This is a genomic window from Aeromonas sp. QDB25 (genome assembly GCF_027707725.1).
GTDB classification, from domain to species: domain Bacteria; phylum Pseudomonadota; class Gammaproteobacteria; order Enterobacterales; family Aeromonadaceae; genus Aeromonas; species Aeromonas caviae.
This window is the reverse complement of record NZ_JAPCIZ010000093.1, coordinates 1-12,822: the sequence shown is the minus strand read 5'-3', so window position 1 is coordinate 12,822 and position 12,822 is coordinate 1. Positions and strand designations below refer to the sequence as shown.

Genomic DNA, 12,822 nt, shown 5'->3' with positions numbered 1-12,822 from the left:
TAACCATGAGCGGCCCAATATGGCGCTGGGCGGCTACACGCCGAAACAGCGCTTGGCACAGGCCGCATGACCTCTACTTTTGAGTGCTCCAAAAAATGGGGGGATTACCCCGTGGCCTCTATGGCCCAGCCATCTTCTGACTTTCAGCACTGCAAGCTCTTGCAGTACGCCATCTGACGCCTCCTTTTGTTGGCGCCGGCAGAGCAGGTGAGGCCATGCGCTTGATGCGACACCATGCCGGGGCCACGCGGCAACGCGAACTCCTCTGGTGGCGGGAGCCCGGGCAGGCTATCTTGCCGTTGCTGAAGACGCCGGGCACCGGTTTCATACCGTGCGACTCTCCCGTTCTGTTTTATGGAAGGTGCGGCCCCGTGCAGGGGTTGCTCCCGACTCACCAGAGACCAGGCTGACAGGCGTGTCATGAATGCAGACCCGTCAGCCTCTTTTCGCGCCCCTGAGGGGCACCGTTTTCTGTGGTTGCTCAAAGGAGCCCTGATGATTGGCATGATCGCATCTCTACTCAAACCGGGTCTGCCCGAACACCCGGACTCTTCGCAATATCAGGGGGGCCGGTTCAACAATGCCGTGACACCCCAGGCGCGAAGCCTCTGGGAAGGGGTCAGGCTCTGGTGGGACTTCCTGTTCGCCAAGCCTGAGGGCACGGTGCCGGATCGCGCCATTCCGGTACAGGTCATGACCCGGGAGGGGCTCATCGCGGCGCCGGACAACAGCGTGTGGCGCCTCGGCCACTCCACTCTGCTGCTGAAGTTGCAGGGCACGTTCTGGCTGACGGATCCCGTGTTCAGCGAGCGTGCCTCACCGGTGCAGTGGTTCGGCCCCAAGCGCTGGCATCAGCCGCCCATCACCCTGGAGGCGCTGCCTCCCATCGAGGGGGTGATCCTCTCCCATGATCACTACGACCATCTCGATCACGGGGCCATACTGGCGCTGCAGGAGAAGGTCGGCCACTTCATCACGCCCCTCGGGGTGGGGGCGCGCCTCATGGCCTGGGGAATTGCGAAGGAGAAGATCCGCGAACTGGACTGGTGGCAGCAGACCCGGGTGGGCGGTGTCACCCTGGTAGCGACCCCGGCCCAGCATTTCTCCGGCCGTGGCCTCGGGGACGGCAACCAGACCCTCTGGGCCTCCTGGGTCATTCGCGGCGAGGGGGTCAACCTCTTCTTCAGCGGTGACAGCGGCTACTTCGACGGTTTCAAGGAGATTGGCAGGCGCTACGGTCCGTTCGACGTGACCTTCCTCGAGACCGGGGCCTACGACAAGCGCTGGGAGCTGGTGCACATGCTCCCGGCGCAGACGGCGCAGGCGTTTCACGATCTCGGGGGGAAATGGCTCTATCCGGTGCACAACGGCACCTTCGATCTGGCCATGCACCGCTGGAACGACCCGCTTGAGCAGATTGCCCGACTGGCTGCCGAGCAACAGATACCTCTGACCACGCCTCTCATGGGGGAGCCTCTGGAGGTGCTGAGCCCCCATGAGGGCAGCCCCTGGTGGCGCGATTGACCTGAGTGCCCTCCAAAGACGGTGTCACCCCTCAAAGGGGCGTGCGGGAGGCTGGGGGCGGGCCCTGTGAGCGCCCCCGCTGCCTCCCCATCCTCTGCGCCGGACCTGCTATGGCCAGGCGGGGAGGGCGCACGGGAGCGCCTTGCCCGCGTTATCTTCTGCTACCAGAGTCTTGCTGATACCTCACTCGGGCTGGGCGGCAACCTGGCGCTTGAAGGGACCTGGCTTGTTGGCCTTGCGGTGTTCCGAGACCAGGATCAGCAGGCGCTGCAGGGCGATGAAGCTGAACAGCAGCAGGCCGATGATGATCTTGGTCCACCAGGAGCTGAGGGTGCCGTCGAAGTTGATGTAGGTCTGGATCAACCCTTGGATCAGCACCCCGAACAGGGAGCCGAAGACGGTACCCACCCCGCCGCTCAGCAGGGTGCCGCCAATGACCACGGCGGCGATGGCATCGAGCTCCACCCCGACGGCGGCGAGCGGATAGCCCGCCGAGGTATAGAGCGCGAACACGATGCCTGCCAGGGTCGCCAGGGTGGTGGAGAGCAGGTAGATGCGAATGGTGGTGTGGCGCACCGAGATCCCCATCAGGGCCGCCGAGGTGGCGTTGCCGCCGATGGCGTAAACGTTGTTGCCAAAGCGGGTGCGGTTGGCGAGCAGGATGCCGAAGACCACCACCGCCAGCATGATGAGGGCCAGCAGGCTCAGGCGACCGCCCCCCGGTATCTTCCACGACAGGCTCGACAGGTAGGTGAAGGTGGGATGATCGATGGGCAGGGACTGCTCGGAGATGAGAAAACTGGCCCCCCGCAGGAAGAACATGCCCGCCAGGGTGATGATGAAGGCGGGGATCTTCAGGGTGTCGATCAGCCAGCCCATGAGGGCGCCAAAGCCTGCTCCGAGCACCAGTACCAGAGGGATGGCCAGCACGGGGCTGACGCCCAGCTTCCCGATGAGCGTTGCCAGCAGCACGCCGGTGAAGGCGATGACGGCCCCCACCGACAGATCGATGCCCCCCGAGAGGATGACGAAGGTCATGCCCACCGCCACAATTCCCAGAAACGCGTTGTCCGTCAGGATGTTGCAGATGATGCGGGTGGACATGAAGGCTGGGAAGGAGGCCAGGCAGAGCAGATAGCCCAGCACGAAGACCATGATGGTCACCATCAGGGGGAGGTTGCGTTTAAACATGGCGAGTCCCTCGCTGGAAGAGGTGGTTGAGGGCCGGTGACTGCATGACCAGCACCGCCAGCACCACCAGGGCCTTGACGATCTGGTTCCACTGGGGCTGGTAGCCGGAGAGCAGGATCCCGGTGTTCACCCCCTGGATGATCAGTATGCCGATCAGGGAGAGGGCGAGGTTGAAGCGCCCCCCCATCAGGGAGGTGCCTCCTATCACCACCGCCAGAATGGCGTCCATCTCGAGCCAGAGCCCGGCGTTGTTGGCATCGGCACCCCGGATGTCGGCGGCGACTATCATGCCGGCGACGGCGGCCATCATGCCGCTCAACAGGTAGGTGGCGATCACCACCATGGGGGTGTTGAGCCCGGCGTTCTTGGCGGCCTTGATGTTGATCCCCACCGCTTCGATGAAGAGGCCGAGGGCGGTGCGCTTGGTCAGCAGCCAGAGCAGCAGCGCCATGCCCAGGGTGATGATGACCGGGGTGGGCAGATAGAAGAGGGAGCCGCTGCCGATCCAGGCGAGTGCGTCGTTGTTGAAGGTGATGATCTGCCCCTCGGTGATGAGCTGGGCGATGCCCCGGCCCGCCACCATGAGGATCAGGGTGGCGACGATGGGCTGGATCTTGAACACCGCCACCAGCAGGCCGTTCCACAGGCCGCACAGAAGGCCCACCCCGATGACGGCGGCGAAGATGACCGGCAGGCTGTGACCGCCGGTGGCCAGGCTGGCCATGGTGGCCCCGCTGATGGCCATGACGGCTCCCACCGACAGGTCGATGCCGCCGGTGGCGATCACCAGCGTCATGCCGAGGGAGAGCAGGGCCACCGGGGCACAGCGGTTGAGGATGTCGATGAGGCTGCCAAACAGCCGCCCATCCTGGATGTGGATGGCGAAGAAGTTGTCGGCGACCAGGGCATTGATGAGCAGTACGCACACCAGGGCGGCGCACTGGGCCGAGCCCGTGGGCCACTCTCTGCGGGTGCGCGACCCCTTGGTGAGGGGGAGGATGGATGACGTCATATCAGGCCTCACATGCAATGGCGTTCATGATGGCAGGGACGCTCAGGGCGTCCGTCGCAAGCTCTGCCACCTGTTTTCTGTCACGAAGGACGATCACCCGATCGGCATAGCCCACCAGCTCCTCGAGCTCGGAGGAGATGACCAGCAGGGCCAGCCCGTTGGCGCAGAGGGATTCGATGAGGCGGATGATCTCGGCGTGGGCCCCCACGTCGATGCCCCGGGTGGGCTCGTCCAGGATCAGGAACTGGGGTTTGGTGAGCAGCCAGCGGGCGAGCAGCACCTTTTGCTGGTTGCCCCCGGAGAGAAACTGGATGGGCTGCTCTGGTCCCGGGGTCTTGATGGCCAACTGCTCGATGAGGCGGGCGGTGATCTCGTCCTGTTCCTTGCGAGACAGGGGATGCAACCAGCCCCGCTGGGCTTGCAGGGCCAGCACCATGTTCTCCCGCACCGAGGCCGAGGCGATGATGCCGGCGCTCTTGCGATCCTCCGGGCAGAAACCAAAGCCGTTGGCGGCCGCCTGGCGTGCAGAGCGGATGGTCACCGGCTTGTCCCGCACCCGGCACTCGCCGCTGTCGCTCGGCACTATGCCGAACATCAGCTCGGCGGTCTCGGTACGACCGGACCCGAGCAGGCCGGCGAGACCCACTATCTCCCCGGGCATGACGTCGAGACTGAAGGGGGCGATGACTCCCCGCTTGCCATAGTCCCTGAACGACACCATGGGCTGGTTGCTGCGCCGTGTCTTGCCCGCCCGCTTGAGGGCATTGTCGTCCAGCTCGCGTCCCAGCATCATCTTGACCAGCTCCAGTTGTGGCAGTGCCTGGGTGTCGCGGGTGTCGACCAGCTCGCCGTTGCGCAGCACTGTGATGCGATCGCTGATGGCGTAGACCTGATCGAGAAAATGGGTGATGAAGATGAGGCTCACCCCCTGATCCCGCAGGCGCGTCATGAGAGAGAAGAGCATCTGGACTTCGCTGGCATCCAGGCTCGCGGTGGGCTCGTCCAGGATCAGGATCCTGGCGGAGAGTGACACCGCCCGGGCGATGGCCACGATCTGCTGCATGGCGACCGAGTAGTGGTCGAGGGGCAGGGTGACATCCATCTCGAAGCCGTGGCTGGCCATGATGGCGCTGGCCTGCCGGGTCATCGCGTCCCGGTCGATGAAGCCGAAACGGCGGGGCTCATGGCCGATGAAGAGGTTGTCCGCCACCGACATGTTCGGCAGCAGGTTGACCTCCTGATAGACGGTGCCTATCCCCAGACGCTGGGCATGGGCGGTGTCCGTCGGGGAGATGGGGACGCCATCGAGTTCGATACGGCCGGCGTCTCGCTGATAGACACCGGTGAGGGTCTTGATCAACGTGGACTTGCCGGCCCCGTTCTCGCCGAGCAGCGCCATGATCTCTCCCCGGCGCAGGGAGAAGTCCACCTGATGCAGGGCTCGTACTCCGGGAAACGTCTTGCATATTCCGCGGGCATTCAATACGACATCGTGAGTGTTCTCTGACATGAACATTGGCTCTCCGATATAGCGCGCCATACAAGTTCAATCACTTATATGGCGCGCTATGTGACAGTCTGGCGGGGGAGCGGGATTAATAACCCATGTCTTTTTTCAGCTCGAGCTGCGCCTCGGCACTCCCGGGCTCAAACAGTTTGGACTCCGTCTTGATATGTTTGGGGGGCAGGGTGCCATCTTTCTTATAGGCCAGCAGGGCATCGAAGGCCGGTCCCGCCATATTCGGCGTGAGCTCCACCGAGGCATTGGCTTCGCCTGCGATCATCGCCTTGAAAATATCCGGCACGCCATCGATGGAGATGATCTTGATATCCTTGCCCGGTTTCAGCCCGGCCTCTTTAATGGCCTGGATGGCGCCGATGGCCATGTCATCGTTATGGGCGTAGACGGCACAAATATTCTTGCCGCTATTTTCCGCCTTGATGAAGCTCTCCATCACTTCCTTGCCTTTGCTGCGGGTGAAATCGCCGGACTGGGTGCGGATGATCTTGATGGTGGGCACGGCTGAGACGGTGTCGAGGAAGCCCTTCTTGCGATCCAGCGCCACGCTGGCACCCACCGTGCCCTGCAATTCCACCACGTTGCACGGTTTGCCATCCTGCTGCTTGATGAGCCACTGGGCTGCCACTTCCCCTTCGTGGACGCTGTCGGCGGCGACCCCGGTCATGAAGAGACCGTCATCTTTTACCGTGATATTGCGATCCAGCAGGAAGACCGGGATCTCGGCCTCTTTCGCCTCCTGCAATACCGGCTCCCAGCCAGTCTGTACCACGGGGGCAATAAAGATGGCATCCACCCCCTGGGCAATAAAGGAGCGAATGGCCTTGATCTGGTTCTCCTGTTTCTGCTGGGCATCGGCAATTTTCAGGATGATACCGCGTTTTTGGGCCTCGCTCTTGGCGACCGATGTTTCTGCAGCTCGCCACCCGGATTCAGAACCAATTTGAGAAAAGCCCACGGTCATCTCTGCAGAATATGCAGTGGCCGAGAGAATAAGGGTGCTGATAATGCTCGCCAGTTTCACTTTTTTATACATATGACACTCCTTTGTGATGCATGGTGAAATAAACCGGAACACGTCAGGTTTTTATTGTACGGGTCAAGGTTATAGGCTCTTGAATTAAACGGCGGGAGGTGGCTCACAGAAAATTTTCAGCAGCACGATGCTTCATACAAACAGCAGAAGAGTTCATATATCGAGCCCTGCCTGTATTGATTTTTATGCATATTTATTTAATTAGGCAACTATTGTGTCCAGAGTGCCACCTGCTTTTTGCCCCCGGTATCGGGGGCGCAGGCACGCAGATGAGGGGCCCTCGTCAACGAAGAGGGGGATATGCCCCTGGCACAGGCGACCCCTCTGGGCGCACCGCTGCCAGCAGATAATCCACGAAGGCCCGGACCCGGGCCGAGAGGTGACGGTGCTGTGGATAGAGGGCGTAGAAGGGGCGGGATCGCCCCGCAAAGGGGGTCATCACCTCGATCAGCTTGCCTTGCAACAGCGCCTCGGCCGCCACGAAATGGTAGATCTGGAACAGGCCGCCCCCTGCCACCGCCCAGCCCAGGCCCGCCAGCACGTCGTCCAGCACCCGCTGGCGGCTGTGCAGATGGAGATCGACAGGGGATCCCTGCTCATCCACAAACTGCCAGGGGAAGGGGCGACCCGTGCTCGGGGTGATGAACTGGATCAGATCATGTTGCGACAGCATTTCCAGGGAGGTTGGCGCGGGGCGGCGGGCGACATAATCGGGGGCGCAGAAGACCCCGAGGCTGGCATCCTCCAGCTTGCGGGCGATGATCCGCCCATCGCGCGGCTCCCCCAGCCGGATGGCCAGATCGTAACCATCCTCCACGAAGTCGATGTTCCTGTTGGAGACATTGAGCTCCAGTTCGACCTCGGGATAGGCGGCCATGAAGCCTGGCAGCAGGGGTACCAGACGGTGGTGGGCATAGACGGTGCCCACGCTGATGCGCAGCACTCCTTTGGGGTGGCGCTGGCGACCGGTGATGGCCCGCTCGGCCTCGGCGATCTGCTCGAGGGCCTGCTGGCACTGCTCCCGATAGAGCTCCCCGTCATGGGTGAGGCGCACGCTGCGGGTGGTGCGATGGAAGAGTTTGACGCCGAGCCTGGCCTCGAGACGCTGGATGGAGCGGCTCACCGAGGCGGGCGTTACCCCCAGTACCTGAGCCGTGGCGGTAAAGCTGCCAAGTTCGGCTGCCTTGCAAAAGAGCTCTATGGTGCCGAGCTGGACGGGGTCGAAGGCACGGGACATATGTTCATCTATGTAAATAATCAAGTTCAATGGAGTGAGTTTATTCGTCCGTGGGTAATCAGTAAATTGCTCATCGAGGGCGGCCCGGTGGCCGACCGATCGATCACTGCCATCAAAAGGAAGATCACGATGAAGAACACCCTCAAGGCCGTGCTGGCCTCACTGCTGCTGGCGACCTCCGCTGCGGCCAGCGCCGCCCCGAAAGGCGAGATCCTGGTGCTGCTCTCGAGCGAGACCGAACTGCCGCTGCAAGGGGGCAAGAGCCTGACCACCGGCTTCTACCAGAATGAACTGGGGGTGCCTGCCGCCGCCCTGCTGGAGGCCGGTTATACCCTGACCCCGGTGACCCCGAGAGGGAACCGGCCCGTTGTCGACACGCACTCCGTCGATCCCCAGTACTTTGGTGGCAACCCGCAGGAGATGGTGCGCATCGGCGCCGTCGTGGAGGGGCTGCTTGGCGCCGGCAAGGTGCTCTCCCTGAGGGAGGTGCTGGCATCCGGTCCCGAGCGCTATGCCGGCCTCTTCATTCCCGGCGGCCACGCACCCCTCATCGATCTTGCCAAGGATCCCGAGGTGGGGACCCTGCTTCGCCACTTCCATGACAACCACAAACCCACGGCCGCCATCTGCCATGGCCCCATCGCGCTGCTGGCGGCGCAGGCGGATCCGGCCGGGTTCGAGCAGTCGGTCATTGCAGGCAAGGCAGACGGCGCCAGAGAGTGGATCTACGACGGTTACAGGATGACCATCTTCTCCGACAAGGAAGAGGCGGTGTTTGAAGGCTCCCTTGGGGGTGACAAGCTGCGCTACTACCCGGCGAAGGCCGTGGCCCAGGCCGGCGGCAGCATGCAGTTCGTGGCACCCTGGCAGCCTGGCGTTGTGATCGATCGCGAGCTCATCACAGGCCAGAATCCCTTCTCCGACCACGCCCTGGCGAGCGCCTTCATCGCGGCGCTGGACAAACAGCAAGGGGCAGGCTGACGCGAGGAGAGGCGCAAGTTCCCCCCTTGATCAGTGCAGGCAGCCCCCGTGGGCTGCCTTTTTCATGCCCTTGCCTTGGCGAGAAACGCCTTCATGGCGGGGGTGACACTGTGTTTTCGGGTGATGAAGGCGATGGTGCCTGCGCTCGCATCGCTCAAGGGGTGGCAGGGCAGTTTGAAGAGATGCTGGGCGGTGGCGGCGATGCCGGCGCTGACCACGGCGCAGCCCAGGCCGTGGCTCACCCCGTTGACCAGGTGGAACAGGGAGTCGGTCTCCAGCACCACCCGCAGGCTGATCTGCTGGCGGGCGGCGGCCTCGTCCAGGTAGCGGCGAAACTGCATGGTGGTGCTTGGCAGGATCAGGGGGAGATCTTGCAGGTCCGCCAGGGTCAGCGGCCCGGTCGGGGCGCAGTGGGCAGGCAGGGGGCCCAGCAGGGCCATGGGGTTGGGGTGGCGAAGCTGGACGTCGAGGGCCCGGCGCTGATGCTCGGTAAGCAACTCGTCAAAGCCGAGCCCGATGTCGATGCGATGCAGATCCAGCTGCTCCATCAGGGTGGCATGGGTCATCACGCAGAGGTGCAGGCCCACCTTGGGGTAGGCGTCGTTGAACCCCTTGAGCAGCGGCATGATGTCGATGCTCGACTGGGGCACGACGCCGATGCGCAGCGCTCCCGACAGCCCGCCCCGAAAGAGGCTCAGCTCCTGGCGCATGGCATCCTGCTCCTGCAGCATCCGCTCGGCGTGGTGCAGCACCACTTCCCCCGCCTGGGTCAGGGCCACGAACTGGCTGTTGCGCACCACCAGTTCGGTGCCAAGTGACTTCTCCAGGGCGGTGATGCTGGCTGACAGGGTCGGCTGGGTGATGAAGCAAGCCTTGGCCGCCTTGGCGAAGTGACGGTGCTGGGCCAGCTCGTAGAAATAGTGCAACTGCTTGATATTCATCGTGGTAATGGCAGCAGGCAAAGGCAATGAGCGACAAATTTAATCAATCGACATCCCGATAGCAATAGAAGTTATCTATTGGTGAATAGATTTGTTTCATTGGTTTTGGCGCGGCGGCTTATCTAAACTTGAGGCCCGAATACAGCTTATAAGCGTCTCGCATGATCCCTTTCAATTCACGGTTGCCCAGTCTGGATGAGCTGGTGGAGGAGGTGGCCGTGTCAGTCAACATCAACGGCATCAACCATGCCGTCATGATGGCCACCCCGGACGATCTCGACGATTTCGCTATCGGTTTTCTGTTTGGCGAGGGGATCATCGGGGGCAACCACGATGTACACGATATCCAGATCACCCCGTCCGAGCACGGCATCGTGCTCGATGTCACCATCGCCAACCGCTGTCTAGCAATGCTTGGCCAGCGCAAGCGCCGCCTGGCCGGTGCCAGCGGCTGTGGCATCTGCGGGGTGGAGGCCATCGAACATGCGTTGCCCGTGCTCACCCCGCTGACCCCGGGTGCCCCCTTCGACACCGCCTCTTTGCAGGATCTGCGGGAGCGCATCGTCCCCTGGCAGAGCAAGGCCCGCCAGAGCGGCGCCCTTCATGCCGCCCTGGCGCTGGATGATCGCGGCGAGATCCTGGCCTGCCGGGAGGACATAGGGCGGCACAACGCCCTGGACAAGCTCATCGGCATGCAGCTGCGCCAGCCGGTGCAGGCCGCCACCCTGGTGATCACCAGCCGCTGCGGCAGCGAACTCATTCACAAGGCGGTGCAATTTGGCGCCGCTCACCTCATCAGCCTTGCTTCCCCCAGTCAGCTCGCGGTGCGACTGGCCCTGAAGTACAACCTGACCCTGATCCATGTGCCCCGATCCGATGCCCCGGTCTGCTATGCCAGCCCCCGCGCCCAGGATCACGTTGGAGACTCCCATGTCCAGTCATATTGAAAAACCGGCCAAGGCCGGCGGCTTTTCCTCCCTGCAGTCCACCTTCAAGCAGGTGCTGCGCAGCCAGAAGACCCGCCAGAACATCAAGAACCTGCTGCGGGTCAACCAGACCGACGGCTTTGACTGTCCCGGCTGCGCCTGGGGTGACAACAAGCAGGGGGCCTTCCAGTTTTGCGAGAACGGCGCCAAGGCGGTGGCCTGGGAATCCACCGGCAAGACGGTGGGGGCCGATTTCTTCGCCGAGCATTCGGTGCGCCGTCTCGCCACCCAGAGCGACTACTGGCTCGAATATCAGGGGCGACTGACGGAGCCCCTGCGCTACAACCCGGCCACCGATCACTACGAGCCGGTGAGCTGGGATCAGGCGTTTGCCCTCATCGCCGACAAACTCAAGAGCCTGGCCAGCCCCGACGAGGTGGAGTTCTACACCTCGGGACGCGCCAGCAACGAAGCCTCCTACCTCTATCAGCTGTTTGGCCGTCTCTATGGCACCAACAACTTCCCCGACTGCTCCAACATGTGTCACGAGGCGAGCGGGGTGGGGCTTATCCAGTCCGTCGGGGTGGGCAAGGGCACCGTGGTGCTCGATGATTTCGACGCCGCCAAAGCCATCTTCGTCTTTGGCCAGAACCCGGGCACCAACCACCCGCGCATGATGAACGCCCTGCGCAAGGCGGCACGCCAGGGGTGCCAGATCGTCACCTTCAACAACCTCAAAGAGGTGGCCCTCGAGCGCTTCGCAAGCCCCCAGAGCCCGGCGGAGCTACTGACCCCGGCGGCAACCACCATCAGCCACCAGTACCTCACGCCAAAGCTGGGCGGTGACATGGCGGCCATTCGCGGCATGGCGAAATACATCCTGGAAGAGGAGGGGGGGCGCATCGATCTCGCCTTCATCGAGCAGCACACCGCGCACTTTGACGACTACCTGGCCCAGGTGAAGGCCACGGAGTGGACGCAGATCGAGGCGCAATCCGGCCTCGGTCGGGAGGCGATCACCCGGGCGGCGCAGATCTTCGCAAGCAGCGAGAGCGTGATCAGCTGCTGGGCCATGGGGATCACCCAGCACAAGCATTCGGTCGACACCATTCGCGAAATCGTCAACCTGCACCTGATGTGCGGCCAGATTGGCAAGCCGGGGGCCGGACTCTGTCCGGTGCGCGGTCACAGCAACGTGCAGGGCAACCGCACCATGGGGATCAACGAGAAACCCAATGCCGCCTTCCTCGATCGCCTGGAGCGCCGCTTCCCGGTGGGCTTCAAGCGCACGCCGGGGCACAACGTCTACGAGGCCCTCAAAGCCCTTCATGGCGGCAAGAGCAAGGTGCTCATCTGCCTTGGGGGCAACCTGGCAGCCGCCGCGCCGGATACCGAGTTCACCTATGAAGCGATGCGAAGGAGCGAGCTCAACGTGCAGATCAGCACCAAGCTCAACCGCAGCCACCTCATGGTGTCAAAAGATGCCCTGATCCTCCCCTGCCTGGGCCGTACCGAGCTCGATCAGCAGCGCTCCGGGGTGCAGAAGATCACCGTGGAGGACACCTTCAGCATGGTGCACGCCTCCACCGGGATGAACGAGCCGGTCTCGCCGCTCTGTCTCTCCGAGATAGACATCGTGGCTCGCATGGCCGAGGCAACGCTTGGCAGCGATCGGGTGGACTGGCTGGCGCTGCGGGATGACTACGGGCTGCTGCGGGATCTCATCGAGGAGACCATCGCGGGCTTTGGCGACTTCAACCGCCGCATCGAGGAGCCCTGCGGCTTCCATCTGGAGAACAGCGCCGCCCTGCTGCGCTGGAACACCGCGAGCGGGCGCGCCGAATTCAGGGCGAGCCGTTTGCCGGACTCCATCCTGCCCGAGTGCACCAGCCACGCGGAGCAGATGGTGGACCAGCCCGTGCTGCTGCTTCAGAGCCTGCGCTCCCACGATCAGTACAACACCACCATCTATGGCATGGATGACCGCTATCGCGGCATCAAGGGGCGACGCAACGTGGTCTTCATGAACGAGGAGGATGCCAGGAGGCTGGGGCTCGCCGAGGAGCAGCGGGTGGACATGAGTGCGGTGTGCAACGACGGGCGCGAGCGGGTGGTGCGGGGCTTTAGCGTCATCTTCTACGAGATCCCGAAAGGCAACATCGCCGCCTACTACCCGGAGACCAACCCCCTGGTGGCCATCGAGAGCATAGGGGAGGGCTCTTTCACCCCCACCTCCAAATCGGTGCCCGTACTGGTGACCCCGAGCGCCGCCTCGGTCGAGAGCCTGGCCGTCACGCTCTGATCTCCTGACATGGATACCGTCCGACCCCTGCCATGGCAGGGGTTTTTTTAGGTTCTTCGCGGGATCCTGGGAAAGTGGAAGTTGACAGACAGGGTGCTGGTAAACTGGCTGTCTCCAAACACACCACCACCATCACCCTGCTGTCGCCGTGCA

At 63.1% G+C, this 12,822-nt stretch carries 10 protein-coding genes; 4 read left to right on the top strand and 6 right to left on the bottom strand.

Annotated elements, in window-relative coordinates; genetic code table 11:
* Window positions 1-495: 495 nt before the first annotated feature.
* A complete protein-coding gene (locus PG883_RS20580; RefSeq protein WP_104455875.1) occupies window positions 496-1,524 on the top strand; it encodes an MBL fold metallo-hydrolase in 1,029 nt (342 codons plus the stop codon).
* 183 nt (window positions 1,525-1,707) lie between these two features.
* Here the strand turns inward: PG883_RS20580 and yjfF are convergent, their stop codons facing one another.
* The 5 genes from yjfF to PG883_RS20555 all read right to left on the bottom strand — a co-directional run bounded on the left by yjfF (window position 1,708) and on the right by PG883_RS20555 (window position 7,519).
* Window positions 1,708-2,715 (bottom strand): galactofuranose ABC transporter, permease protein YjfF, encoded by a 1,008-nt coding sequence (gene yjfF / locus PG883_RS20575; protein WP_010674604.1) that lies wholly within the window; start codon window positions 2,713-2,715, stop codon window positions 1,708-1,710.
* Window positions 2,708-3,727: a galactofuranose ABC transporter, ATP-binding protein YtfT gene (gene ytfT, locus PG883_RS20570; RefSeq protein ID WP_210600947.1), complete on the bottom strand. Its 1,020-nt coding sequence runs from the start codon at window positions 3,725-3,727 to the stop codon at window positions 2,708-2,710. The genes yjfF and ytfT overlap by 8 nt, the downstream gene beginning before the upstream one ends.
* Window position 3,728: 1 nt before the next feature.
* Window positions 3,729-5,237, bottom strand: coding sequence for a galactofuranose ABC transporter, ATP-binding protein YtfR (ytfR, locus tag PG883_RS20565; RefSeq protein ID WP_210600948.1), 1,509 nt, complete (start codon window positions 5,235-5,237; stop codon window positions 3,729-3,731).
* Window positions 5,238-5,322: 85 nt separating this feature from the next.
* Window positions 5,323-6,282, bottom strand: a complete 960-nt coding sequence (gene ytfQ, locus PG883_RS20560; protein WP_010674607.1) for a galactofuranose ABC transporter, galactofuranose-binding protein YtfQ — start codon at window positions 6,280-6,282, stop codon at window positions 5,323-5,325.
* A 283-nt stretch (window positions 6,283-6,565) separates the two neighbouring features.
* Complete coding sequence (locus PG883_RS20555; protein WP_270807917.1) at window positions 6,566-7,519, bottom strand: LysR family transcriptional regulator; 954 nt, start codon at window positions 7,517-7,519, stop codon at window positions 6,566-6,568.
* Between the two features lie 129 nt (window positions 7,520-7,648).
* Between PG883_RS20555 and PG883_RS20550 the strand changes: the two genes are divergently transcribed.
* Window positions 7,649-8,500, top strand: a complete 852-nt coding sequence (locus PG883_RS20550; protein WP_210600950.1) for a type 1 glutamine amidotransferase domain-containing protein — start codon at window positions 7,649-7,651, stop codon at window positions 8,498-8,500.
* Between the two features lie 62 nt (window positions 8,501-8,562).
* Here the strand turns inward: PG883_RS20550 and PG883_RS20545 are convergent, their stop codons facing one another.
* Entirely contained in the window at window positions 8,563-9,441 is an 879-nt protein-coding gene (locus PG883_RS20545; protein WP_210600951.1) for a LysR family transcriptional regulator, read from the bottom strand.
* Between the two features lie 161 nt (window positions 9,442-9,602).
* On the opposite strand from PG883_RS20545, the gene fdhD reads away from it, so the two are divergent.
* Window positions 9,603-10,388, top strand: a complete 786-nt coding sequence (gene fdhD, locus PG883_RS20540) for a formate dehydrogenase accessory sulfurtransferase FdhD (protein ID WP_210600952.1) — start codon at window positions 9,603-9,605, stop codon at window positions 10,386-10,388.
* Window positions 10,372-12,669, top strand: a complete 2,298-nt coding sequence (locus PG883_RS20535; protein ID WP_010674611.1) for an FdhF/YdeP family oxidoreductase — start codon at window positions 10,372-10,374, stop codon at window positions 12,667-12,669. Before fdhD ends, PG883_RS20535 begins: the two co-directional genes overlap by 17 nt.
* The last annotated feature ends 153 nt before the right edge of the window (window positions 12,670-12,822 follow it).